Raw genomic sequence first — 26,306 nt, 5'->3', positions numbered from 1 at the left:
AGCTTCTTGAACAATATCTTTAGCTGTTTCTTGGTTTGCACCTTGTTTGATTAAGTATAAATAAAGTTGATTCATGACATTCTTTAATTGATCGTTTGATAACCGATTTTTCAAATGTTTTTCCTCCTTCCTGTCTTATAACGTATTAACAACGAAAAAGTATACAATAATTTCATATTTTTCTATAAAAAAGAAAAAAGTAATTGCTTTTTAAGCAATTACTTTCTCAAAAAAAATCAATCCAGTTAACATAAAACGTATTACAAGAACCAACAAAAGTCCGTAAAAGTATACGTTTACGGACTTTTGTTTCGTATAAGAAATCTATCATTTTTATCATCCTTTTAAGTTTGAAATCAAATTACGAACGTCTTCAGAAAAAATCTACAATCAAAATTAGTTTGTTTAACCAAGAATAATAAATATTGAAAGTAAGACTGGTACTTTTTATAACAGTATAAACTCACTCCTATTACTGGGATTATGTTTTTTGTATCCTAAGTTTAGAAAAGGAGGTGAGAACATGGAACAACGAAATAAAATTAATAAAGGTATTGTATTGCTGATGGCTCTAACCTGTGGTTTTACAGTTTCAAATGTATATTTAAATCAAAATTTATTATTAAGTATGGCAGACTCGTTTCACATATCTTCAAATCAAATAGGAATTATAGCTACTTTAACGCAAGTGGGATATGCTATTGGGAATCTAACTTTAGTACCACTAGGTGATTTATTTGAGAGACGTAAAATCATCTTATCGCTTCTAATACTAGTTTGTTTAAGTCTTGTTGCTTCTGCTATATCAACTAGTTTTATTTGGTTAATAATATCGAATTTATTATTAGGATTCTTTACTATCGTTCCACAAATTATAGTACCTCTAGCTGCTGGTCTTGCTAGCGATAAAGAAAGAGGGAAAATCTTAGGTAATGTAGCTATAGGTTTAGTTTGTGGAATCTTAGGGGCACGTTTTATCAGTGGAATTGTAGATACTTACTTGGGTTGGAGGGCAATGTATTGGATTTCATTCGCATTTACTTTGTTAGTAATTCTACTCATTAGAATTTACCTTCCAAAAAGTAAAGGTAAACAAACAATGAAGTATGGAGAACTACTGGCTTCACTTTGGCCACTTTTTATTAAGGAAAACATATTAAGAAGAGCTTGTATTAGCCAGGGAATGATGTTTGGAGCTTTTAGTTTATTCTGGACTACATTGGTTTTTCGACTAAGTAATTCTCCTTTTCACTATGCGAGCAGTGTTGCAGGGACAATAGGTTTAGTGGGAATAGGTGGAGCATTTGCTACACCCATTATTGGAAGAATAATTGATAAAAAAGGGGCTAATCTTGCAAGTATACTATGTATGAATCTTTCATTGGTTTCATTCTTAATTTTTATCTTGTCGGGTTCGTCTCTAACAGCCATTATAATAGGAAGTTTATTAGTAACAATGGGAACCCAAGCTAATCAGGTAGCTTGTCAAGCTAAAATTTTTCAATTATCTGAAGAAAAAAGAAGCCGTCTAAACGGTATTTATATGGTTTCTACTTTTTTAGGAGGAGCATTAGGATCATACTTAGGTACGCTCGCCTGGAGCCATTTTAAATGGATGGGGGTTTGTTCTGTAGGTTTTATTATGGTTCTTTTTGCCTTCACTTCAATCATCGGTGTAAAAAAGAAATTAAATTCAATTCAACAAGTGAAAATTAATTGAGGGAGAAGATATTATGTTAAAACAAGATGAAAATTTTAAAAAAGGTTTAGAAATTTTAAAACAAATTGATGCTGACAATTATGAGGAAATTGTAAAAAGTTTTAAAGATTCCATTTCACCCGACTTGGGAACATTAGCAGTTTCATTCAATTATGGTCAAATATTTTCTAGACCGGGTTTAGATTTAAAATCACGTCTTCTTGCCACTGTTGCAGGCTTGACAGCGCTTGGAAATACTGAACAATTAAAATTTTATATTAATGGAGCATTAAATGTAGGCTGGACAGAAGAAGAAGTTATCGAAGTAATGTTACAAATGATTATCTATTCTGGTTTTCCTAATGGATTAAATACTATCTTAGGAGTTGCTACAGAAGTTATTGAAGAAAGAAAAAATAAAAATTCTTTAGCTAAAGTAGGTGAATAACTTGATTATAGATAGTCATTCACATGTAACATTTCCTGTTTCTAAACATATTCAACTTATGGATGACTTAGGAATTAACAAGACTATATTATTTTCTACATTAATCCATCCAGAAAAAGCTATAAAATTAAATTCATTTAAACAAGAAATGGAAGCCTTAAATCAAATTCTTAATAATAATGTCAATAGTATAAATGCTAGAAAGAATTCTATGAAGGAACTGGTAGAAGTTATTAACCAATATCCAGATAAGTACATTGGTTTTGGTTCTGTCCCCTTGGGATTAGAAGTCGAAGAAACAAAAAAATGGATTAAGGAATACATTGTAGCCAATAACTTAAAAGGGGTAGGTGAATTCACTTTAGGAAGTGGCCAAATTGCTTTCTTAAAGCCAATTTTTGAGGCATTGAAAGAATTTAAAGGTTTGTCAATCTGGATTCATACTTTTGCTCCTATGCAATTAGATGACATTGTAGAATTAATAGGGCTAGCAAAACAATATCCTGAGATTCCAGTAATTTTTGGACATTTAGGAGGTATAAATTGGCTTCAAACGATTGAACTTGTTAAAAATACTCCTAATGCTTATATTGATACTTCAGCCTTTTATACTACCTTTGCTTTAACCTTAGCGATGAACGAGATTCCAGATAGAACTATATTCGGAGCTGATTATCCATATGGAGATCCTTATATTACTATAGAGGCAATTAAGCGTTATGCACCTAATGCGGAAGTTGAGAGAAAAGTTTTAGGAGAAAATTTCAGGAAACTGTTAGATAATATAGCTTAATTACGTAATAACTTAAATTGGAAGGAGTGGAATAATTTCCACTCTTTTTGTTTTTTGATATTCTAATTGTATTAAGTGTATAAAAGAATTTGATTTCTTTTGTATAGCTTTTTATAGGAGGTATATAAAATTGAGTATTGAAAAAGAAAAAAAGAAGCAGCTTGGTAAGTTTCTAAAATCAAAGAGAGATAAATTGTCTCCTATAGATTTTGGTATCACTATTGGCAAAAGAAGAAAAACTTCTGGACTTAGAAGAGAGGAACTTGCTCAATTAGCCGGTGTTGGCTTAACTTGGTATACGTGGTTAGAACAAGGGAGAGATATTCAGGTTTCAACCCAAGTGTTGGAGAGTATCTCTCGGGTACTAAATTTGAATAATGAAGAGAGAAAGCATATTTATCTATTAGCAAATCATCAAATACCATTGGAAATGAAGGGAAACGTAGAGAATTCGTTGCATCCAGTTGTAAAGAACTTTATAGATCATTTAGAAGATTGTCCTGTATACGTCACAAATGAAAAATGGGATATTATTTCCTGGAATAGTATTGCTTGTAAAGTATTTGGTGATTTTACAAAAATGAGCGAGAAAGAAAGAAATGCTGTCTGGCGTTGTTTTTGCTCAGTAGAATATAAAAGCTTACTTGTTAATTGGGAAGATCATGCTAAGAGGTTACTTGCACAGTTTCGAGGTACTACTAATCGCTTCATTGGTGAGGAGTGGTTTGGAAATTTAGTTAACGATTTAAAAAATAACAGTAGGGAATTCAGCCAATGGTGGGGTGATCAAGAGATTTCTGGGACTCCCATCGGTGAAAAAGAAATTAGACATCCTTACGTGGGAACACTATTTATGGAACACATGACTCTTCAAGTTTATGATTCTCCAGATTTGAAATTAACAGTTTATCGACCCTTAGAAAAGGAAGACACAATTAAAAAAGTTAAAAAGTTATTAAATAAATAATTTATTTTTAAACCTCCTTTAAATTTTGTATGTATAAATATACCCATCTAATAGAACTTTCTCCTTAAAATTTATTAATATCTATCTAAACTTTTGCTGTAGGACAACTGAAATTATAAAGTGATATGTTTAATCCATAGAATTATGAATTTTAAATGGAGGGAAATTCTTGAGAAATTTTAAATGGGAAAAATATCATACTATTTGGTTGTTTCTACTTATAGGTTGGATTTTTAATTCAGCAGATCGTTCAATTACCGGTCCAGTTATTACTTGGATGATACAAAATCATGTTTCATTCTTACAGGATGCTGCTCACCCCTATGCACTAGGAGGGTTTCTAGGTAGTTTATTATTTACTGGTTATATGTTAACTCAATTTCCAGGTGGAATGCTAGGTGATAAGTATGGCTACAGAACAATATTGACCATTAGTCTTATTTGGGCAGGAATAGCTACTCTCTTAAGTGGTCTCTTTTCCTTGTTAATTGTATTCATTATTTTAAGAATCACCGTAGGGTTAGGAGAAGGTGCTTACTATTCTAACGATCGAGCACTAGTTATTGAAGTTACTCCCTATAAAAAAAGGAATCTGGGGATGGGCGTAGTAATAACCGGATTGGCTATAGGTTTAACACTAGGTACACTTTCAGTTCCTTACATGATTGAATTAGGAGAGAACATCCTTGGAAAACATGAGGGCTGGAGGATGCCTTTTATAATTTTAGGGATAGCTACCTTGTTAGTAGGAATATGTTTATATAGTCTATTTAAGCGTGATAAGAAAGAGATGCATTACCGAAATGCATTCATTGAACTATTTTCATATTCACTGTTATTTTTACTCGCTATTTTATTAATCTATAAAGTAACTGATTGGATTGGGTTATCTGATTGGATGGTAGCTGTACTGGAACTTATACTAGCATTTACTCTAATAGCATTTAGTTTGAGAGGTAAAAATAAAAATAAGAATACCTCAATTAATCTTTTTAGTAAAAACCTCTTGCTAATGTATTTATCGGCTGTAGCAATACTATGGAATTTATGGTTCTTTAGTTATTGGTCTATATCTATTGTAACTAGTACAGCAGGAACTTCATTTCTTCAAGCTACTTTGACTGCTGCTTTTAATGCCGGAGCAGGTATCTTAGGATATCCAGCAGGTGGATTTCTAGCAGATTATGTTATGAAAAAAAATTGGAGTAAGAAGTCTTTACTTTGTTTTTTAACTTTTGCGCAAGGAGCTTTAACTATAGCATTTGGATTCTATTTACTATCTGGTGGACACTCTGTACTAATTATGGGAATTCTTTTATTTATCACTAGTTTATTTTTTAACGCTCTTCAGCCTATTTCACACTCTTTAACCGCCGATATGGTTGAAGCAAAATTTCGAGGTTCAGCCTTTGGAATGTGGAATTTAATAGGTGAGATGGGGGCAGTTCTTTCTCCTGTCATTAATGGTGCTCTGAGAGATACAACAGGTAGCTGGATATTCCCGGTATTTTTAGACGGCATTATTATTTTAATAAGCTTTATTCTAATACTGTTTGTAAGTACTAAATCTCCAGATTTTAAATTAGTTAAAAGACAAGAAATTGCATAAAATGTTTTTAATGTAAAGAACTCCCCTTTTTAAATAGGGGAGTTCTTTATAAATTCTATTAATAAATATGGAGTATAAAAACAACAAAACGATTTTAGTGAATATTATCTTTATTATTAAGTATTATTTGAATTAAACCTGGAAATTGAGTATCAATAAGGTCTCTTTTTAGAAATATATAACGTTTAACGCCATCTCTCCTAGTATAGGTTAAGCCTGATTGTTTTAAAATCTTAAGATGATGAGATAAATTAGGTTTAGAACCTGAATATTCAAAAAAATTATAAGGTACTTCTTCATTCTCTATTAATTGAACTAAAAGCATAATTCTAGTAGGGTGATTCAAAGCATAAAACAGAGAAGATAAAGTAATATGATTACCACTAGGGTACATGTGAATTTCAGCCCTTTATTTTACTGCGTTTTGTTCTTTTGTAACATTAGCTTTAACAGGATTTAAAACACCACTTACCTTATAAATAAGAATAGAGATAATAAACATAGATGCTGTAAACGTAGTAACAGAAATGAAGTTACCAAAGTAGTGGTATAGAAACCCAGCAATGCAAGTACCTAGAGTAGTGCCTATGTACATAGCAGAATTTGATAAAGCTGCAATAGTTCCTCTTGCATTTGCAGACAGAGATTGTAATAAACTCATCATTAAAGGGAATAAAATTCCAGCTATAAAGAACATTAGGAAAAAAGCAACTTCTACCAGAGCGATATTATGATAGAAAGGTAAACTAAAGTATAAGGCTGCCATTAAGATTAAACCACCAAAAAGAGTAGAGGCATTACCAATTTTAGAGACATATCCACTGCCAAAGAAGCTTCCACAGAAGTTTCCAATACCTAATATAAGCATAGCGAGTCCTATTTGTGTAACGTTAAAATTATAGTCAGCACTTAACCATGTACCTAAAAAATTAAAGGAAGCAAAGTTTCCTGTTTGGAACAGAAGGTACGCTAAAAATAACGTGGAGGCTTTAGGATTTAAAAATAAAGATCTATAACGGCCAATAATGGATTGTTTATTTTGAATGTTTTGTTTATTTTCTATAGATGGCATTACTACTGCTATTAAAAGAATTAGAACAAATGAACATCCAGATAATACGAAGAATGGTGTATTCCATGAGAAAGAAGCAAAATAACTACCAATAGGCAGACCGAAAGCTTGAGAAATCGCTAAACCTGCTGTAGCAATACCCATGCTTTTTACTATCTTTTCTGGTTTTACCAATAAAGGAATAGATGCCCAAACTTGCGGAGTAACAAACGCTGCACTTATTCCTGCAATAAGTCGCATTGCACACATCATCCAAAAGCTTGAAGCTACACCACAAAGGAATGTTGAAATAGTAAATGCAATCATTCCATATAACATTACTTTCTTTCGGTTCAGATTATCAGATATAGGCCCAGCTATAAAAGCGAAGACAGCATATCCCAGAGCATATGCACTCACCATCCAACCTGAAATATCTGTAGATACATTATATAAATCAGAAAGTGTAGGTAATAAAGGGGATATTAGAAATGTATCTGTACCAATAACAAACATTACAAAGAAAAATAAAGTAATTATTTTATTCATATAAGCTCCTCCATCTTTAATAGTTTTAAAACTTTAAAACTATTGTACAAATTGTAACTTGGAAACTCTCTTAGAGAGTTTCCAAGAAGTTAGGTATATACTTCTCAAATGTTTCTAAATTTAACTTTACGTATTTAGTTCTAGAATCTTTTCTTACAGTTGTTAGTTTCGCCTCTCTCAAAGTTTTAAAATGATACGAAGCTGTTGTTTTTAAAATATCGCATCTTTCCCCTACCTCTCCACAACTTAACTCTCTTCCACTTTGATATAGAGTCCGAACAATTGTAAGCCTTGATTCATCTGATAAGGCCTTGAAAATTTGTACCCTCATCTGATCGTCTAATTGTTTTATATCCATGAAAGTATCATAGTATAAGGAAATTTGAAAATCAAGTAAATTTTAACAATTGCTAAATATACAAAAAAAATATATCTGGTAAAATAAGTACATGATTTTACAAAATAATCCTTATTTCTGTGGTAAAACCCTTTATTTTTTACAAAAAAGTACATTAATTTTAAAAATTTTACAAAAAATAGTTTTAAAAGTATGAAACAATAGTATAAAATGTAATATATTGTTTAAAGATTCTAACTTTTGAATTTTGGAGGAAACATTAATGATTGAAACTTATGTAGTGACGACAAATGAATATTTAGCTTGGATATTAGAATTTTCACTATCGCAGTTTGAGTTTACGTTTTTGAATAAACATGACTCAAATTTTTTCAGAGAAAAAGCTCCTAATTTATTAATTTATGATTTACCAACTGTTCATAACCAATCGGGCCTACATAAAATTTTAAATACTATTACCTGTCCTGTTATGTTTGTTGACTCATCTAACAGAAATGTTATATCTAACACTATTGAAGCCTTAAAACTAAAGGAAAACAATAAAGGTTCTTACCAACATAGAGACAATAACAATTCTTATTTATTAACCAAGAATTTAATCTTTGACATTGAAAGCCACTGTCTTTATAAAGGGGACGAGAAAATTCATCTGTCTACAATTGAGTTTAAATTGTTATACATCCTTACAAAAAACGAAACTCCTTTAAGTTCAGAAGAACTAATAGATTATTTAGATACTACTGGACCAGCAGTTTTATATGTTTATATAAGAAAACTTAGAGAGAAATTAGAAGATAATCCATGTAAACCTCAAGTGTTAGTTTGTTCAAGAGGAAAAGGTTATTACATAAAAAATTTTACTAAATGAACCTTTAAAAAAATAAAGGTTAATCTAAACATAAGTTGAAGGAACAGATTTCTTCTTCATGATAGGATGGTTTTAAGAAAAAAAAAGGGTGTGAGAATAAATAAAAAGTTCAAATACATATCTTAGTGATTTTATTAATGGAAATGAAACTCCACTTATTGAACCAGGTGTAGAGTTAATCAATTCTAAGGTGAGCTCATTTTCATGGGTAAGAAGAGAAAGTAAGTTGTCATCATCTACCATGGATACAGATGTTTTTGTTGGATTTAGATCTATACTCCAAAATGCAATAGTCAAAAGAGGTGTTCAAATAGCTTCTAATGCAAAAATTGGTGGTGAGAAGCTAACGACTATTGAAAAATATGTATGGATAGGTGCCGGGGCTGTCATCAAAGGTGGGTTAAACATCGGAGAAGGGGCTATTATAGGAGCAAACACTATCGTAGAAAAGAATGTTCCACCATACAGTATTATGGTTGGTCAACCTGCTACTAAATTGAAAGATAGAAATATTATGAATGACAGCGAACCTAATTTTCGAAACTTAATAAATGCGTTTAGAAGAAATTTTCGAGATCCTATCCTAAAAAATAACTTACAGAAAGAAATTGAAGATAGATATCAAAAATGCGTATTCAATTTTATTGACGCTGATATTGACGGTAATTTCCCTCTTCACCTAGGAAAAAACATTATCATGATTGGCAAGAAGATTAGTGACTCAAGTGGAAAATTGCAAATAGATGGAGGAATTACCATAGGCAAAAATGTTTCTATAGGTGATTCAACAATTGTCGAAGGCGGTGGAAAGGTTATTATAGGTGACAATGTTAGGATTGGGAAAAACGTACATATTATTTCTACCTCCCATGATTATAATAAACTCTCTCTACCGATGACTTTACTACCAGTCATTATTGAAGATGATGTAACAATCGAAGATGGAGCTAAAATTCTAGGCGGAGTAACTATTTCAAAAGGTTCTTTAGTCAAAGCCAATAGTTTTGTCCACAAAAATAATAGTTAAGGAGGAGTTCATATGGCAAGGATATTTATGGTACCTAATCCAACTGGTACAGGACACAATATGAGAATGTATTCAATAGCATATGATTTGGTTAAGGAGAAAAACGTAAATGTGACCGTTGTTCTCAGTTCTTTACAAGATACCTTTACAGATTTATTTAATGGAATAGGTGTAGAGGTAATAGATTTTAATCCTGAAAAAGTAGTGAACCATACAAAAAAGTCTCATTTAGAAAAAAATTTAAACTGGGAAACAATGATAGGTGGATATTTTTCTAAGACATTCTTCAATGGTTCTAAAATTTTAAAGTACATGAATTTATTTCTTGAAAATAAACCTGATGTAGTGGTAAGTGATTACAATATTAATGCTAGTATCGCTGCTTGTTTACTGAGAATAAAACATGTTTTTGTCACAGAAAGATTTAATTTTACTTTAGTAGACGTACCAAATGATCTTCTTGAAGCTGGAGAATTTAATGTTAACAAAAATGAGCTAGATGAGGCTAGAAATTCAATGAACGCTTTATTTCAGTGGCTAGGTGATAATACTTCATTAATGTTAACGGATAAGCCTTATGTGAAAGATATGGACGAAGGATCTATCATAGAAAAATATTTTCAAGAAGAAAAAATTCAGTTTGTAGGCCCTATGATTAGACCAATCGATCAAAATGATGATCCATCGTTTCTATTTGAACTAGGTGTAAAAAAAGATGCTTATCCATTAATTGTTGCTACAGTTAGTGGAACAACCATGTTTAAAGAAAATAAAGAAAAATTGATATCACTCTACACTAAGCTATTTGAAGATTTAAAGAAGGACTATCCAAAAGTACAAATGGTGCTGTTGGCTAAGGAAGATGTTTCTGTACCTAAGGGGATGCTTTCCATACCGTACATAAGTAATTGGATTCCTCTATTGAAAAAATGTGATTTGTTGTTATCACACCCTGGATGGATAACTGTTACTGAAGTTTCAGCTTTAAAGGTGCCTGCAATCTTTTGTCTATCGTCTTATAAGGAATATCATGAAGCAGAAGCCTTTGAAAGATTAAATAAAATGGGGTATGAAACCAACTATGGGTTTGATTCAGATTTATTTTATAAGAAAGCTCATAGGCTCATCAATAATAAAGAGAACTTAATAAAAAGTTATCAGAACGCGTACAAGGATCACTCAGGTTCCAAACAGGCTGCACATTTAATTACGGAAATTACTTGTGAACATTCAAAAAAAGTATTGAATTGAGGAGATATTATGACAACTATTTCTACAAAGTTACCACTAGAGGATTATTTAATTAATAAGTTTTATGATAAAGAGTTAAATGGTTTTTACGTTGCGGTAGAGAACAATACTATTGTAAGTGATGATAAAAAACTAGAAGATCAGGTTTGGTCGTTATTAGCTTTGGCTTCTTCAAATTACAAAATAGAAGATTTATGTGAAATGTCTAAGAGCTTGGATCGCTATTATGACGAGTATACAAATACTTATCATGAATTAACGGACCGATTCGGCATAGTTCATAGCGCAGGTATGGTAAGGCATACTCATATTCAACTTTTAACATCTTATGGACTTTTAGTAATCGGTAAATATACAAATAGCCAGGAATTAGTTGAGAAAGGATTAAATTTATTTAAAACTATCCATGAAACAGTTTTAGCGAAAGGATCTCCTTCTATTTTAAATGCAAATTTAACTGAACATATTAACCCCAATAAGTACGTTTTGTCTACCATTTTTGCAATTTTAACGCTAGAAGAAGCTTATAAAATAACTAAAAATTCATTATATTCGGAATACATAAAACATTATATTTCAGAAGTAGATAAATTTGAAGATCAAGAGTACGGAGGGGTATACGATTATTTGCTCACAAATGATGAGCCATTTAAATCTAAAGGAAAGAAAACCTTCTCAAATGCATTAGCTACTATAGCCCTTTGTAAGGCGCATGAAATATTACAAGATCCTGGTGTTATTGAAAAGGGAAAATCTTATTTCGATTTTATTGTCAACAACCTGAAGCATCCACTAACCGGTGGTTTTTGGAACAAGGCTAATTATAAAGGGGAAGCTAGAGTCGAGCCAGTTGAATCATACTACAATAATGACGAATCACCATTTCCAGTGAAATATACACACGATCAAGCTTTACTGTTTTTATGCACCCAGTTAATATCTAAATACCATAAAGCTACAGAATATAAAAGCTTAGCAGAAGACTTATTATATCAAGTTAATAAGTTTAAAAGTAAAGATGGAGGTATGTTTATTGGTCAAGGAAATTGGTTTTCCACTCCTACTGACCCAACCGTACCTTTAATTAGACATTTTATGGTGCCCCATCACACGCCAGGTGCATTCTATGCTGGTAATACTGGATATTTACCTTTACACGAGAAACAAGCAAAAACTCAGGCTATAACGTTATGGGTATTAAATACAGCAAATGCTCGCCTAGTTAATGAAGAAAAAGATATTAACCTTGATATGATTCCAAAACATAAAAGTGAATTGAAACAGAATTTAGATAAAATTACTTATCACAAGGATGTTAATTTGAAAATTGATGAGAAATCATATCTGAATTGGCTTGATAAAACAAAATCTGGTGCGGGTTTTGGCCTTACTCCTTATAAGTCACCATTAGGATTTAGATCGGATAAATCACCTCAAAATTTTTCAGCATTACATGTTGTATCAGATTTAACTATTATGGGCGAAAAAATTAGTAAAGAAGATAGGGAATCTATTTTAAGAGGAATGTTTGATTGCCAAAACGAAGATGGTGGTTTTGCAGAACAACCAGGACATTTAAGTGAGGTGTTTACTACCTATTGTGTTATATTAACGGCTTATATTCTAAAATCGAAAGTTCCAAATGAAGAAAAGTGCATTGAGTTTATTCAAAAGTGTCAAAATGAAGATGGTGGTTTTGGTAATTCAGAAGGCTATCCGAGTGATGTATGGCATACTAACCTAGCAGTTCTTGGTCTTCATGCTATGAATGCTAATCCACTAAGCATTGATAAATGTTTAGCTTTTGTAGCAGGTTGTCAAAATGATGACTTCGGTTATGGGGTAACACCAAATGCTCCTTCAGAGACGTTTTCTGTATTTCGAGCTATTGATACTCTTTTAATATTAGGAAAACAACCCACTAATTATGAAGAAACCATTAAATGGCTTAAACAGTGTCAAACAGAGAACGGTGGCTTTCGTTATAAGCCAAATGCTAATGAAAGTTTTGTAGGTAGTTACCATGCTATTGCAGCTTTATATTTATTAGGAGAACTTCCATTGAATGCGGAAAAATGTAAAGAATGGCTTAGTAAACATCAATCGAAGGATGGCGGTTTCTCCCGTGCTATTAATGCCCCTTCGGATACAACTGATGAAGGCTTCATTTGCCTTCAGGCATCCTATATGCTCGAAAGAAATTTAAATCCATACTGGGTAGCAATTATTACTTGATCTTGGTCCATATTTTTTAAAGGAGGCTTTCATATTGAAATATCTTATTACTGGAGGAGCAGGGTTTATTGGAGCAAATTTTTTAAATAAATTTGTCCACCTTAATCCAAAAGATACATTTGTAAATTTAGATAGTTTAGGCTACGCAGGTAATCTTTTAAGTCTGAAGGAAATAGAGAAGTGCGATAACTATTTCTTTGAAAAGGTAGATATTACAGATTATAAAGAACTAGAAAAAGTATTTGAAAGGTTTACTCCAGATGTAGTCATTCATTTTGCTGCGGAAAGTCATGTGGATCGCAGTATTGTTAATCCTGGAAACTTTATAAATGCTAACATTATAGGAACATACAACCTTTTGGAGTTATCTAGAAAGTATTTCGAAAGTAAACCATACTGTCGCTTCCATCATGTTAGCACAGACGAAGTATATGGAAGCTTAGGGAAAGAGGGGTATTTTACTGAAAAAACACCTTACAACCCTACAAGTCCTTACTCGGCTTCTAAAGCAAGCAGTGATCATTTAGTGCGTGCTTATTACCATACCTATGAGGTACCTATAACTATTTCTAATTGCTCTAATAACTATGGACCGTATCAATTTCCAGAAAAGTTAATACCTATTACAATTAAAAACTTTCTTAGTGGTAAAGGGGTATCGATTTATGGAGATGGGCTAAATATTAGAGATTGGTTATATGTAGAAGATCATTGCGATGCCATTTGGGAGATTATAAACTCAGATAATGTTGGAAATACGTATAACATTGGAGGGAATAATGAATTGACTAATGTACAAATAGTTAACATTATTGCAGAAACCTTATCTAATTATACAGGTGAAAATATCCAAACTTATCGAAATTTAATTACGTATGTAAAGGACCGACCTGGTCATGACTACCGGTATGCAATTGATGCAACCAAAGTGCAAAAAGAGTTAGGGTGGTATCCAAACGAAAGTATTAGTACAGGACTTCAAAAAACGGTGAAGTGGTATTTAGATAATCAAGATTGGATGAATAAAGTAGGAAATAAAGAAGAGTATGAAGGCTGGTTAGAGATTAATTATTCTAATAGATGAGGTGAATAAGTTGAAAGGAATTTTATTAGCAGGTGGGAACGGTACACGTTTATATCCTTTAACAAGGGCAACAAATAAACATCTAATGAGCATCTATGATAAGCCTATGATTTTTTATCCCTTATCTACGTTGATGTTAGCAGGTATTAAAGAAATTGCGTTAATATCTTCACCAAAGTATTTGCCCTTATATAAAGAACTTTTAGGAGATGGCAAGCAATTAGGGATTTCATTAACATATATAGAGCAGGAGAAACCTGAAGGAATTGCTCAAGCTTTTTTACTCGCAGAAGAGTTTATAGGAAATGATACTGTATGTTTAACTTTAGGTGATAATATCTTCTATGGAGATGGTTTCTCTAAATTGTTAAAAGAATGTGCCACTCTAGATAAAGGTGGAATTGTTTTTGGCTATCATGTCAATGATCCTGAAAGATACGGAGTAGTAGATTTTGATGAAAAAGGAAACGTTATAGACATTCAAGAAAAACCTTCTATCCCTAAGTCTAACTATGCAGTGCCTGGTATTTATTTTTATGATAATTCTATTATAGAAATCTCTAAAAGTTTAAAGCCTTCAGAGCGTGGGGAACTTGAAATCACCGATGTAAATTTAGCTTACTTGCACAGAGGGGAATTACAAGTGAAAATATTTGGGCGTGGAAGTGCTTGGCTAGACACTGGTACTCCTGAAAGTCTTCTTGATGCAAGTAATTTTGTAGGAACATTAGAAAAAAGGCAAGGAAATAAGATTGCTTGCTTAGAAGAAATAGCTTATAAAATGGGTTTTATATCTTTAGACATGCTAGTTCAGAACATATCTAAAATGCCTAAAGGAGAATACAAAAACTATTTAGTCCAGCTGTTAGAGAGTGAACAAACCAACTTAGTGTTGGCCACTACTGTATAAATTAATAACAAAATGAAAACTAAGGACATTCGGGTTCTTAGTTTTCATTTTATAATGGTACTTTTAATACTATTATAAATAAGCTCCTATTTTTCTATTACAGATTTGCTATGATTAATTCATCAAAGAATATTATGAAACGGAGGAGATACCCGTGTTAATAACAAAAACTTTGAATAATGGCGTAGAAATTCCTGCGGCAGGCATGGGATTTTGGCAAATAAATAATAAAGATAATATTAAAGAAATAATAAGTCAATCCTATTCAACAGGGATTTCGTTAATGGATACAGCTTCTGCATATGGAAATGAGGAACTAATAGGGTCTGCTATACAAGAACTAGAAATTCCTAGAAATGATCTTTTTATTACTACAAAACTCTGGAATAGTAACCAAGGCTATGACTCTACTCTGAAAGCTTTCAACCATAGCTTGAAGAAGTTAAAAACAGATTACTTAGATTTATATCTCATTCATTGGCCGGTAAAAGACAAATTTGTTGAAAGTTGGAAGGCTATGGAGAAGCTGTATGAAGAAGGTTACGTAAAATCTATAGGTGTATGTAATTTCCAAAAACATCATCTACAAACTCTCTTGAATGTGGCCAGTAATAAACCTGCTATTAATCAAGTTGAATATCACCCTTATTTAGTTCAAACGGATTTACACAATTATTGTATAGAAAATGATATCCAGTTAGAAGCTTGGAGTCCATTGGGACAGGGTGAATTATTAAAAGATGAAACTTTGAAGGGAATCTCCGAAAAGTATCAACGTACTGCTGCTCAATTAATTTTAAGGTGGCATCTACAGAAGGGAATAATTCCTATACCAAAGACAATCCGTAAGGAAAGAGTGATTGAGAATTATCAAATCTTTGACTTTAATATAGATGAAGCTGATCTTATATTGATTGATAATTTAAATAGAGATTTAAGGTTTGGTCCTCACCCCGATTCCTTCCAAGAATTTTTTGGTTCTTAAAAACAAAATAGTGTATTTACAATACAAGAAACCTTTCAATTTAACTTTGAAAGGTTTCTTTCTCTTATACAAATAATACATTTTAGGAATAGAAGTTGATAAAACTATGTTGTTTATTTGAAATTGTAGTTAACAAAAATTTAGTTTAACCTAAACGACCATTACAAGTTAAATTTTATATGTTAATGCTACAATATTGATTAAGTAATAAAATAGCTTAGAACCCCTTAATTAGTAAGTTTATTTTATATAGAATTATGAGGAGGGCTTACAAATAAATACTTATCTAGTTAATACGCCTGAGGAAATGATTAATTATTGTTTACGTATTATTTTATCAACAAATGGATCAACCACCTTAGCATTAGAATCCTTAATCATGAAAAAGGTTAGCTTAAATATTATTCATCAAGAGATAGTCACTTTTAATGATTTACCCTCTGATGTTAAAGTATTCTTTAAGAGTAAAGGTCCGTTCGTTAAAAGAATTACATCTTTAAATTTTGAGAACCGCACTCTTTCTGAAAATGTTGTCTATTTTGACATTTCAACTATAGATAAACCTATTCAAAACAGACTTAGTACCGAAAATATCCCAATTGGTAAAATGTTAAACAGTATGGAAAATAAAAGAGTCATTGTATCACACGGATTTAAGGAATATGATGAGTTACGTAATAGCTATCTTCCTCATTCAATTTTAAAGTCTACGTATCCTTATAAGGAATATATTATTATTCGTAATGAAAATTGTTGGTTTCATATAACAGAAATATTTCATTCCAAGGAAATTGTTAGCTGTATAGCAGATAAATAGAATATGATTGATCAGTACCTTAAGTATTATTTAAAGAGAAAAGCATTAAAAACAAAGAGGCAGTTTCCCATGTTATCATATCCTGGGAAACTGCTCTTTTTGTTTTTTTCTTTTTCTAGTCTACATAGTCCATATTCTAGGTAGTAAAAATAAAAGATGGGGAAAGAAATTTCTCTTTCCCCATCTTTTATTTTGGTTTTAACTCAAATTCTTCTGTTTTACCGTCCCATTTGATAGTTACATGAAAGGGTTCGGAGCTATCTTGTTTTGCACATCCTTCACAACCATCATTGATATCCAATTTGCCATCTACTGGTGTTGAAGTTTTATCGATAGTACCATAATCACCTTCAATTTTATATGTAACTTCTCCGATGTTGTCTTTATTGGATCCCTTATAAATAATACTTCCTTCACCATTTTCCCTATCTTTATCTTGAGTTAAGAAATATTGAGATTTCCAATTATCACTTTCCCCTTCAAAACGTAAACTCTTATCTTCTTCACTACAGCTAGCAAGAAGAAGCAATGTACAAATAAATACCATGACTAAACTAAGCTGTCTAAATTTCAAATTTATATCCTCCTAAAAATATCTATTTTTATGTTAACACATCCAATTTAGATTAAGGAGAAAAATGTATATTATATTCAATGCTAGTTTACATAAACACTCTTCCGGAACACACGAAAAAAAAGAACCCCCGTGGCATTGGGGTTCTGGATGGGGCCTTGTTTCTTTTTTATGCAGCTTTTTATACATCCTTGATATAACAACTATTTTCTTTCAGGTGATTGAAGAAATGATGTATAAAAAGCTCACCTTTTATACATATGCTTGTACAGTAAAATATAGTCTTTATGGAAAGAATATGTTATTGTATTTTTGCACATGCATTTTAATAGTGAAAAGCCACCTGTCCTGCAAATACTGGGTGGCTTTTTATTTTGTTGCCGATAAAATTCACTATGGTGACTGACTCTTTTAGATAGCGAACTTTTTTTAAATCATTAATATAAGTAATAACAATATCTTGTATAAATAATCAAATTTTAAATGAGAAAGGTCCACATTAGAAATCAACAAGCCCTAGTAACTGTTAATTATTTGTTTTTTTAAATTTAAAGTACGCATATGCACTTAATAGGATGGCTACCATCACTATACAAGTAAGAGGAAATAGAATTGTATTGATGAAATGATCATAAAACCAAGTATACAAAAAAACACCCCCATAGTTTAACATCACATTGATAAACACTAACTTAGAAGGATTCAACGGATTGTAAGAGTTATTTCATCATAAGAAAAATTAGGCAAATGAACCTTTTATCCTCTCTGTTTCTTTCTATTTTTCAAAAAAGCAACAAGAAGCAGCAGAAGAGGAATAATCGCAGAGAGGGGAATATACAAAACAAACATCTCTATCACCAATCCTTCATGGAGGTGTTCTTGAAAATTGCTAGAAATCGTCATTGACATAAATAGAATCATAAGTCCTATAGGATATGAAAGTCGTGAAGATGATTTAATCTTAAATAAGTTGGCCGTTCCTATGACAGCCGCATAAAGTAACACGCTTATCTTAAAGAAACCACCGGTAACTAAAGCAATCATAAAAAACACATCAAGACGTTCTAAAAAGTCAGCTACTTGGATGCTTTGTATGGTGCTAAGAAGAGGAAATTGGGAACGTGCAGTCAAATCAACCCCCAGTACACTAATGTTAATAAGCATGGCAATAGTCAAGTTGATGCCAGCTAATCCTGATGCACATAACATGGTCACTTTGGCTTTCTTTGGGTTTTTTAAATACGGTAAAATCATTGTAAACACAATCGCTTCACTAAAAGGAAAATACAAGATTTGAGTAAAAACAACTTTCAAGGGTGGGAATATCCCTTCTTCAAGTACTGGTTGTAAGTTCGTAATATCGATTAATCCCGAACATACAATCAGAATAAAGCCAGTGATGGCTAGGATATACATGAGTATAAAAAAGATTTCTCCGGATCGCGCTATTACTTCGATACCTTTGCGAACTGTATAAATAATAACAAGAATCAATAAAGCATTCGCAATAAACAAAGGGGTATCAGGATAGGCAAAGGTTAACAGCATCTCGCCGATATCACGTAGAACCCTTGCTACATTATAGATAAAATAAAAGATATAAAGAAAGGCCAGTACGCTTCCTAGGGCTTTACCTAAGATTTTTTGCATGTACTCTGTAGGTAAAATATCTGGATAGTACGAGTAAAGTTTATTATAGACTAGAAACAGAACAAAACTGAATACGGTTCCAAGCAGAATCGCAAGCCAAGAGTCCTGTTTTGCGTCCATGGCAATAGGTAACAATAAAGTAGTACCCAGCTCAAACAAAACCATTAGGATAAAAAGCTGACTGGCACTAATTTTAGCTTTCTCCATTCAATCCGCCTTCCCTTTCAACTGTATTTAAGGAAATCTTTTAATTTTTTGGATTATCCTTTACTGCTTTCACCACTTCCGATTTTTCGAACGTTATGTAATAGATACTAGATTTACTTTAAGGTTAATTTTAGGCTAAAAGTATTCTTTCCACGGGTAAGAACTTTACTGGAGAATTTAACAAGGATGACAATATTCCATATGAAAATTAGCTAGTTAAATTTGTTTTTCCCATGCTTCTTCCTATTTTTAAAGAAAGCTACAAGAAGAAGAAGAGGAGGAACAATTGCAAGAAGAGGAATATGTATAACAAACATGGCCACCTTTAGTCCTTCATGATTATGTTCTTGAACATTGCTCGCAATGGTAATAGACAAAAAGAGAATGATTAGCCCCAAAGGATATGATAACCGTGAAGGTGATTTAATCTTAAATAAATTAGCAGTTCCTACGACAGCTGCGTAGAATAATACACAGATTTTAAAGAAGATAGTGATGATTAAGGCCAGCATAAAAAATACATCAAGACGTTCTAAAAAATTAGCTACCTGGATGCTCTCAATTGTGCTAAGAAGTGGGTATTGTGAACGTGCAGTTAAATCAACCCCTAGTACACAAACATTAATAAGCATGGTAATAATTAAATTGATTCCACTTAATCCTGTTGCACATACCATAGTTACCTTTGCTTTCTTAGGATTGTCTAAGTAGGGTAAAATCATCGTAAATACAATAACTTCTGTAAATGGGAAATACAACGTTTGAGTAAATACCACTTTTAGAACAGGAGATAATCCCTCTTCCAATATAGGTTGTAAATTTTTAAAATGAATTAAACCAGAAGAAACAATTAAGATAAAGCCAGCAACCGCAAGAACATACATAAAAATAAAAAGCAGTTCTCCTGATCGAGCTATGACCTCAATTCCTTTTCTAATGGTATAAATAATGACAAGTATTAATAATGCATTTGCGATGAATAAAGGCGTGTCTGGATAGGCAAAGGTTAACAGCATCTCACCAAAATCGCGTAGAACTCTTGAGGCATCATACATAAAGTAAAGAATATAAACAAAAGCCAGTACGGATCCAAGTACTTTCCCGAGAATCCTTTGCATATATTCTGTGGGTAAGAGGTTGGGATAATAGGTATAAAGCCTATGATAGACTAATAATAGAACAAAACTGCATCCCATTCCAAGCAGAATCGCAAGCCACGCATCTTGTTTGGCATCTATTGCAAGTGGTACCAGTAAAGCACTCCCCAGTTCAAACAGGACCATTAAAATAAAGAGCTGACTAGCACTAATTTTAGCTTTCTCCATTTAACTGGCACCTCCTTTTCCTTACTTTTGATTCTCTTTTAAACCTGAAAGAAATGATTTATTTCGTAAGCCAGCTCGACGTACATAGGCTTCCACTGTAATATCTACATCTAACTTTGGAAAGTAGACATCATTCCATTCTGTTTTTAATTTTTTAAATTGATTTGGCCTAGTACGGTGAACGACTTCGCCAAATCCTAAGATATCCGTTTTGTTTTTTTGCGCACGGTCAATAGCTGTCTTTAGTTCTTTTTTAATTTCTTTCCTCAGGGATTGTTCGATTTTTGTAATGACCTTTGGATTGGTGATATCAACAGGTACTTCCATGTCACTAATATCTCCTTCAACACGTGTATGAACAGAAATATGAGGTTGCCCATCCTTCACTTGGGCAGACACACTTGTTTTTTGTCGTACAGTTTGATAGGCAATGGCTTGTTTTCTCCCACCCCAATTAATATTAATATCAGTACCTTGGATTTTGTCGAGAATCCATACTGTACCTCTTGCTGGTTCTCCATACAGCCAATCTACTAATTTCCCCTGTTTTAAAACGGCAATTCCGGAAGCTTGAAGCGTTGCTTCGGGTGCACTTTCTTGAAGGTTATCCAGTTTTTGTGCTTGCTGGGGATTCCCGACTAGGCGAAACCCCGATACGACGGTCCCTCTTCCAGGAGATTCAAGGCTCTTCATCACCTCTTGAACCGAAGTTTTGACATTCTCTCCCCATTTTCTTTCCGTAAATTCTAAGGTTTTCAGCACTTTATTCGCTGGAATCTTATCAACAGGCGTTAACGTTTTCACAATATCAGCTGCGGTTGAATGGTTCGCAATCACCATGGTTGCAGTATTACGAAACTCAGGGTCACGGTCAAGAACATCAATTAATGGGTTAAGCCCACTTTCTCTTGCCAGTTTTTCACCAATCACAACCAAGTTTGCATGGGCATAATACAATCGTCGAGAAATTCTGCCCGAAGCACGTCTGCTTGCTTCGACTATATTGTCTCCTGAAGCTGAATAAATGGTAATAGGAGGGCTTTGAGTACCGCCTCCTCCTCCTTGCATGCCTCCAGCCACGTTTCCAGGGTTTATAATTTGGAGTGTTAAGTGGTATCTTCCATCTTTCGTTTTATCGATACCTGCGGCCGATACAATGGCAAGGTCAGTTAGCTCTTTTTTACTCCAACAACTGGTGAGCAAGAGCGTCATTGCCATCATCAATAAAAGAAAAACTCCTTTACGCTTCATTGTTATCACCTTTTTCCAGATCGCGGTTCACCATACCACGAGATGCAGGAGGGTGTGGGTGTTGGCTTGCTCCTTCTCGCACCGTGTTAGCAGTAATTAATCGCGGTCTTTGTCTCAATGTCCACCACGGTAATCTCACAACAGTATCTTCGTTGTTTACGGGAATGAAGGGAGCAAATGGAGCCATATAGGGTACTCCAAATGATCGTAAGCCGCATAGATGGACAACCATCAATAAAAGACACAAAATGATGCCATAGAAACCAAATGTTGCTGCACCAATCATAAATAAAAAACGAATTAAACGAGCTGAAATCGCCATATCAAAAGATGGGGTGGCAAAACTGGCAATGGCTGTGATCGATACAATGATAACCATTGCTGGTGACACAATACTTGCTTGAACAGCTGCTTGACCAATTACAAGGGCCCCAACAATGGAGACAGCTGAACCAATGGCTTTGGGTAGGCGTATCCCTGCTTCTCGTAAAATTTCAAAGGTTAGCTCCATGAGAAGAGCTTCCACAAATGCTGGGAAGGGAACAGCTTCCCTTTGTGCCGCAATGGCTACAATAAGGGTGGTTGGCACCATTTCCTGGTGGAAAGTTGTAACGGCGACATAGGTAGCAGGCGCGATTAGCGAAATCATAAACATAAAAATACGTAAAAGACGAATGGAGGTGGCAATGTCAAAACGCGCATAATAATCTTCAGCCGATTGGAAGAATTGCATGAACAAAGCAGGCGCAATGAGTACAAAAGGGGTTCCATCCACAAATATAGCAATCCGCCCTTCTAGTAAGTTTCCTGCTACAACGTCAGGTCTTTCCGTGTTATATATAGTTGGAAAAGGGGTGAATGTTTGATCCTCTATTAGTTGTTCAATATAACCTGATTCCAAAATGCTGTCGATATCAATTCGCTTTAATCGCTGACGAATTTCTTTAACGACTTTATCATTGGCAATGCCATGTATGTACATAAATGTCACGTCTGTTTTTGTTACACGTCCGACTTTTAAAGACTCCACCCATAAATCAGGGGTCTTAATGATGCGCCGTATCATCGCTGTATTGGTCCCAAGAGACTCGGTAAATGCTCCTTTTGGCCCTCGCACTACCATTTGAGTAGTAGATTCCGCAATGGAACGTGTTTCTCCCCCTTTTGTGCTAGCACTTAGTGCTTGATCTACTCCATCCACTAATATAAGAGTATCGCCTACCATTAAAGATGCAAACAGGTCATCAAAGTTAGTGACGGAGGATATGTTTCCAATTGTCATCATATCTTCCGAAAGCAGGTCTAACGCGTTGTGCTGATGTATTTCTTCTTTATGATCATCCTTCATTATAGATTGCAGTAAGAATTCCTGAATCGCTTGATTATCTACAATTCCTTCTACATAAACAACGGCTGCTTTAATGTCGATATTTATTCCCATTTTTATTTCCCGAATAACAACATCTGAGCTATTTCCCGTTTTCTGCTTAATCATATTAAGGTTGCCTGATAATGAAACCTGTATCCGTTCTATTTGATGATCAGTAGTTTGATTCTTATCACCCTGTGGCCGTTTCTTTTTTGGTTTGCGATCTTTAAAAAACGAAGGCATAGATTTAAGCACCCTTCTGCATTTTTTAATTAACTTAACCACATTAATGATTTTTATGTAAAAATTAACAATAAATATTTATGTATCATCATAGAAGAAAGGGAAGAACCTATTATATGGAGCGTGATAGATATGAAAATCATAGGTATTAGCCTTTTAATGTTGGGATGTTTAATGGGCTTTTCTTTAGGTATTGATATGGTTCAAGGATTTGATGTGTCTCAGGCGTTGTACAACGCTGTGAGTCCATTTAGGGTAATGGAAGTCGCTGAATTATTTGTACTCTTTTTTCTTCTTTTTCTTTTTTTTGCTGAATCTTTATATCTTTTTATGAAGAAGAAAAATCAAAGCAAGTAACCATATACTCACCAATTATCATTTTTAAAAATAGGAATGTAGCTCAGGCTATCCGTTTTAATTGGTTCTTTCATTAATCAATAATTCATATAAAATAATCCATCATCTAGATTATTTAGTTGGTTTTTTATCCATTCCCTCACATTATTCATTCTAGAATTAAAAGCCATTTGAAAAAGACCTGTTAACTGAAAGTCGGTAAAATGACTTCCCTTTAATTTGAGAAAAGCCTCCTCATAAGAAGAGAAATGAAGCTGTTTGAATAAAAAATCGACCATTGCCTCCCGAACGTATTCTTCGTTTTTCCAACAATTCATGGGAACATGAGCAAATTGCCAAGGTTTAAAGACTCCAGGGTAAACAGCCTCTACTACTTGAAAAGGGGATTGGCCGAACAGGGAAAAGACACCTCTCAGGCTATGTTGACTAAAAAAGTGAATATTAACTTGAATAGGAATCTCTTTAAGAGGGATTTTTAGTTTTTCCTCTATTACATACTTTACTGCTTCAATAGCTCGTTTTTTTCCTTCGTCTCCATCCCAATATTTATCAGGAACTTGTTGAAACTGCCAAGCTTTAAATCTTCCTGGATAGGCGTTATCAATGACTTCGTAATAATTCCATTCATAAAGCATAGCAGGTGGTTTAAGACGATGAGACCATAAAGTGCCTGCCGTTACCTGTAGAGGAATCTCGTGAATAGGAATCGATAATCGTTGCTCAAGTAGATAGCATGTCATATAGCGCATATATTTTTTCCCTTCATTACCTACAAAAAAATAATTTGGAAAACGTTTTCTTTTCTTATCTAGAACATCTTGATAAATATCAATGACTTGTTCTCTATTCACTATCGAAAGCCCCTTTTGAGAAAGTATATTGGTTTATTATTATGTATAATAATGGGATTTATATACGGATGGAGCTGAATCTGATAAGATACATATTAAAAAAGGCATGTTAATTGGAGATTTTTCGAAATGTCATCTTAACTCATTGAGCCTATTCCCACATCACAGCACTAGGGAATAGGTTTTTTTATGCAATTATGGATATAATATTTAAACCCAAATTTAAAGTGGGATTATTTGTATAGATTTAACAATAAAACAAAATATATAGTTCATAAAAGTATACTTTATTGAACACTCCTTGAGCACCAATGCACACATTTTGTTTTAGTTTTTGCTGAGAAAAAGAGTAACTTTAGGGTTGCTCTTTTTTTTGTTAAATGGTACAATTTCCAAAATATAAAGATTCTATATGGTTTTAGTTTTGTAAGATAAAACTTATCGGAGAACCGCCTTACTTTTGTAGGGCGGTTTTTTCGTGCTATTTTTTTGGATGGTATCCGAGGTTTGCATTTACTTTTTCAGTTAGTCCATCGTTTTCAGCAGGAATTTTATTTCCGACAGATTGGGGTACATCTACTGGTTGGATACTTCCACCGTTTGTATCATAACTATTGCTATGATTGTTATTATTATGTGTTTGATTGAAGCCATGTTCTGGCATAAAAACACCTCCTAAACGTATTATTTGATTTGTGTTGAAGAAAATAAGAGGTAGTATGAGGAAATTACTAATACAACTACTCACGAAAAGACTTTTAATTTTACGTATTACAGAACATGACGATGAAAGAGTTCAAGCATTGGAGTACAAGGTCTTATGCTGAAGCAGGCTGTCTTATTACTGTATTGTCAGCATTAAATGTCACATTATTAGAGGCCTTATATTAAATCATTCTCCTAACGAGTGGGGGATGGGTATTATACGTTTTATATAATTAATGATGCTCTCAGTTGAGTATTTGATATCCAAATTAATTATGGATTCCATTTTAGATATATCAAATTTTTATAATTAAGACTAAAGTTGACTAATTTTACAATATAGATTCGGATCAATAACTTGGATACAAAAAGTTATTGATCCGAATCTATGCTAACTATAAAACTTTTACATATATAATGATCATTTAAGAGGAGTTTACAAGATCCTTGCTTGGGGATGGATAAATTTATATACAAAATATAGAATATAAAGAACTATTAAACCAGTCGTATTAGGAAAAAAGTGGGGTGTAACAACTGTTGTATCCTTTAAAGTAGCGAATAAATTTAAAAAATCGCCCTTATTAGATGGAGAATATATCCGTTGGAGATTCTTATAAACCATAATGTTTGTCCGTAAAAGTATAACTTTAAGGACAATGAATTTTAGTTATTTTGTATTAAAATATACTATTTCTTGAATAAAGAAGACCTACAAGAACGTATGTTTGACTTTTTTGAGGTGGCTATGATATATTTCTTGTCTATATACACTATACATAGTAGAGAATGAGGTAAGTAGATATGAAAAAAGCTGAATTAATTGATGCTGTTGCGTCAAAATCAGAATTAACAAAACAAGACACAAAAAAAGCCATTGATGGACTATTTGCAACGATTTCTGCCACACTGGCAAACGAAGAGAAAATTCAAATTGCTGGATTTGGTACATTTGAAGTACGTGAACGTGGAGAGCGTACAGGACGTAACCCACAAACAGGTGAACAAATTGTTATTCCAGCTACAAAGGCTCCAGCCTTCAAGCCAGGTAAAGAATTTAAAGAAGCTGTAAAATAAAAAAGACCTCCATAAACTCTCCAGAACCTTGTTCTGGAGAGTTTAC

At 33.2% G+C, this 26,306-nt stretch carries 25 protein-coding genes; 15 read left to right on the top strand and 10 right to left on the bottom strand.

Features of this window, described 5'->3' with window-relative positions; translation table 11 throughout:
- Positions 1–523 precede the first annotated feature (523 nt).
- The 5 genes from POF52_RS24175 (at position 524) to POF52_RS24155 (ending at position 5,516) form a co-directional block, all read left to right on the top strand.
- Positions 524–1,720: an MFS transporter gene (locus POF52_RS24175; RefSeq protein WP_171779158.1), complete on the top strand. Its 1,197-nt coding sequence runs from the start codon at positions 524–526 to the stop codon at positions 1,718–1,720.
- A gap of 13 nt (positions 1,721–1,733) precedes the next feature.
- The gene (locus POF52_RS24170; RefSeq protein ID WP_271995573.1) at positions 1,734–2,147 is read left to right on the top strand and encodes a carboxymuconolactone decarboxylase family protein; all 414 of its coding nucleotides are present in this window, start codon (positions 1,734–1,736) and stop codon (positions 2,145–2,147) included.
- 1 nt (position 2,148) lies between these two features.
- Entirely contained in the window at positions 2,149–2,940 is a 792-nt protein-coding gene (locus POF52_RS24165) for an amidohydrolase family protein (protein ID WP_171779160.1), read from the top strand.
- Between the two features lie 130 nt (positions 2,941–3,070).
- Entirely contained in the window at positions 3,071–3,907 is an 837-nt protein-coding gene (locus POF52_RS24160; RefSeq protein ID WP_171779161.1) for a helix-turn-helix transcriptional regulator, read from the top strand.
- Positions 3,908–4,076: 169 nt separating this feature from the next.
- On the top strand, positions 4,077–5,516 hold the full coding sequence (locus POF52_RS24155) for an MFS transporter (protein ID WP_171779162.1): 1,440 nt from the start codon (positions 4,077–4,079) through the stop codon (positions 5,514–5,516).
- Positions 5,517–5,610: 94 nt separating this feature from the next.
- Here the strand turns inward: POF52_RS24155 and POF52_RS24150 are convergent, their stop codons facing one another.
- The 3 genes from POF52_RS24150 to POF52_RS24140 all read right to left on the bottom strand — a co-directional run bounded on the left by POF52_RS24150 (position 5,611) and on the right by POF52_RS24140 (position 7,474).
- Positions 5,611–5,910 (bottom strand): ArsR/SmtB family transcription factor, encoded by a 300-nt coding sequence (locus POF52_RS24150; RefSeq protein WP_271995564.1) that lies wholly within the window; start codon positions 5,908–5,910, stop codon positions 5,611–5,613.
- A 15-nt stretch (positions 5,911–5,925) separates the two neighbouring features.
- Complete coding sequence (locus tag POF52_RS24145) at positions 5,926–7,116, bottom strand: MFS transporter (protein ID WP_271995562.1); 1,191 nt, start codon at positions 7,114–7,116, stop codon at positions 5,926–5,928.
- A 70-nt stretch (positions 7,117–7,186) separates the two neighbouring features.
- The gene (locus POF52_RS24140; RefSeq protein WP_253948286.1) at positions 7,187–7,474 is read right to left on the bottom strand and encodes an ArsR/SmtB family transcription factor; all 288 of its coding nucleotides are present in this window, start codon (positions 7,472–7,474) and stop codon (positions 7,187–7,189) included.
- Between the two features lie 262 nt (positions 7,475–7,736).
- Between POF52_RS24140 and POF52_RS24135 the strand changes: the two genes are divergently transcribed.
- From POF52_RS24135 to POF52_RS24100, 8 genes are all read left to right on the top strand, one after another.
- Complete coding sequence (locus POF52_RS24135; RefSeq protein ID WP_216651850.1) at positions 7,737–8,342, top strand: response regulator transcription factor; 606 nt, start codon at positions 7,737–7,739, stop codon at positions 8,340–8,342.
- A 226-nt stretch (positions 8,343–8,568) separates the two neighbouring features.
- The gene (locus POF52_RS24130; RefSeq protein WP_271995555.1) at positions 8,569–9,369 is read left to right on the top strand and encodes a DapH/DapD/GlmU-related protein; all 801 of its coding nucleotides are present in this window, start codon (positions 8,569–8,571) and stop codon (positions 9,367–9,369) included.
- Positions 9,370–9,381: 12 nt separating this feature from the next.
- Entirely contained in the window at positions 9,382–10,620 is a 1,239-nt protein-coding gene (locus tag POF52_RS24125; RefSeq protein ID WP_271995553.1) for a glycosyltransferase, read from the top strand.
- A 9-nt stretch (positions 10,621–10,629) separates the two neighbouring features.
- Positions 10,630–12,855 (top strand): prenyltransferase/squalene oxidase repeat-containing protein, encoded by a 2,226-nt coding sequence (locus POF52_RS24120; protein ID WP_271995550.1) that lies wholly within the window; start codon positions 10,630–10,632, stop codon positions 12,853–12,855.
- Between the two features lie 34 nt (positions 12,856–12,889).
- A complete protein-coding gene (gene rfbB / locus POF52_RS24115) occupies positions 12,890–13,939 on the top strand; it encodes a dTDP-glucose 4,6-dehydratase (protein WP_334314415.1) in 1,050 nt (349 codons plus the stop codon).
- 10 nt (positions 13,940–13,949) lie between these two features.
- Complete coding sequence (gene rfbA, locus POF52_RS24110; protein WP_171779042.1) at positions 13,950–14,849, top strand: glucose-1-phosphate thymidylyltransferase RfbA; 900 nt, start codon at positions 13,950–13,952, stop codon at positions 14,847–14,849.
- A 205-nt stretch (positions 14,850–15,054) separates the two neighbouring features.
- Positions 15,055–15,834, top strand: coding sequence for an aldo/keto reductase (locus tag POF52_RS24105; RefSeq protein ID WP_171779165.1), 780 nt, complete (start codon positions 15,055–15,057; stop codon positions 15,832–15,834).
- 307 nt (positions 15,835–16,141) lie between these two features.
- On the top strand, positions 16,142–16,651 hold the full coding sequence (locus tag POF52_RS24100; protein ID WP_257064996.1) for a chorismate pyruvate-lyase family protein: 510 nt from the start codon (positions 16,142–16,144) through the stop codon (positions 16,649–16,651).
- 187 nt (positions 16,652–16,838) lie between these two features.
- Here POF52_RS24100 and POF52_RS24095 read toward each other — a convergent pair whose 3' ends face one another.
- The 5 genes from POF52_RS24095 to POF52_RS24075 all read right to left on the bottom strand — a co-directional run bounded on the left by POF52_RS24095 (position 16,839) and on the right by POF52_RS24075 (position 23,270).
- Positions 16,839–17,225 (bottom strand): hypothetical protein, encoded by a 387-nt coding sequence (locus POF52_RS24095; RefSeq protein ID WP_271995542.1) that lies wholly within the window; start codon positions 17,223–17,225, stop codon positions 16,839–16,841.
- Between the two features lie 756 nt (positions 17,226–17,981).
- Positions 17,982–19,082 (bottom strand): GerAB/ArcD/ProY family transporter, encoded by a 1,101-nt coding sequence (locus POF52_RS24090; RefSeq protein ID WP_271995539.1) that lies wholly within the window; start codon positions 19,080–19,082, stop codon positions 17,982–17,984.
- Positions 19,083–19,294: 212 nt separating this feature from the next.
- Entirely contained in the window at positions 19,295–20,407 is a 1,113-nt protein-coding gene (locus POF52_RS24085) for a GerAB/ArcD/ProY family transporter (RefSeq protein ID WP_271995537.1), read from the bottom strand.
- 21 nt (positions 20,408–20,428) lie between these two features.
- Positions 20,429–21,658 (bottom strand): Ger(x)C family spore germination protein, encoded by a 1,230-nt coding sequence (locus tag POF52_RS24080; RefSeq protein WP_271995533.1) that lies wholly within the window; start codon positions 21,656–21,658, stop codon positions 20,429–20,431.
- Positions 21,648–23,270 (bottom strand): spore germination protein, encoded by a 1,623-nt coding sequence (locus POF52_RS24075; protein ID WP_271995531.1) that lies wholly within the window; start codon positions 23,268–23,270, stop codon positions 21,648–21,650. The genes POF52_RS24080 and POF52_RS24075 overlap by 11 nt, the downstream gene beginning before the upstream one ends.
- Positions 23,271–23,402: 132 nt before the next feature.
- On the opposite strand from POF52_RS24075, the gene POF52_RS24070 reads away from it, so the two are divergent.
- Positions 23,403–23,627, top strand: a complete 225-nt coding sequence (locus tag POF52_RS24070; RefSeq protein WP_016763705.1) for a hypothetical protein — start codon at positions 23,403–23,405, stop codon at positions 23,625–23,627.
- Between the two features lie 77 nt (positions 23,628–23,704).
- On the opposite strand, the gene POF52_RS24065 is transcribed toward POF52_RS24070, so the two are convergent.
- The gene (locus POF52_RS24065) at positions 23,705–24,478 is read right to left on the bottom strand and encodes a hypothetical protein (protein WP_271995529.1); all 774 of its coding nucleotides are present in this window, start codon (positions 24,476–24,478) and stop codon (positions 23,705–23,707) included.
- A gap of 481 nt (positions 24,479–24,959) precedes the next feature.
- Positions 24,960–25,142 carry a hypothetical protein gene (locus POF52_RS24060; RefSeq protein WP_271995528.1) on the bottom strand — a complete coding sequence of 61 codons (183 nt, stop codon included), beginning with the start codon at positions 25,140–25,142 and terminating at the stop codon, positions 24,960–24,962.
- Between the two features lie 845 nt (positions 25,143–25,987).
- Here POF52_RS24060 and POF52_RS24055 point away from each other — a divergent pair.
- Positions 25,988–26,260, top strand: a complete 273-nt coding sequence (locus POF52_RS24055; protein WP_025753496.1) for an HU family DNA-binding protein — start codon at positions 25,988–25,990, stop codon at positions 26,258–26,260.
- The last annotated feature ends 46 nt before the right edge of the window (positions 26,261–26,306 follow it).

Source organism: Priestia sp. AB, from assembly GCF_028369225.1.
Taxonomy (GTDB): Bacteria; Bacillota; Bacilli; order Bacillales; family Bacillaceae_H; genus Priestia; species Priestia megaterium.
This window is presented reverse-complemented; position numbering and strand designations above follow the sequence as displayed.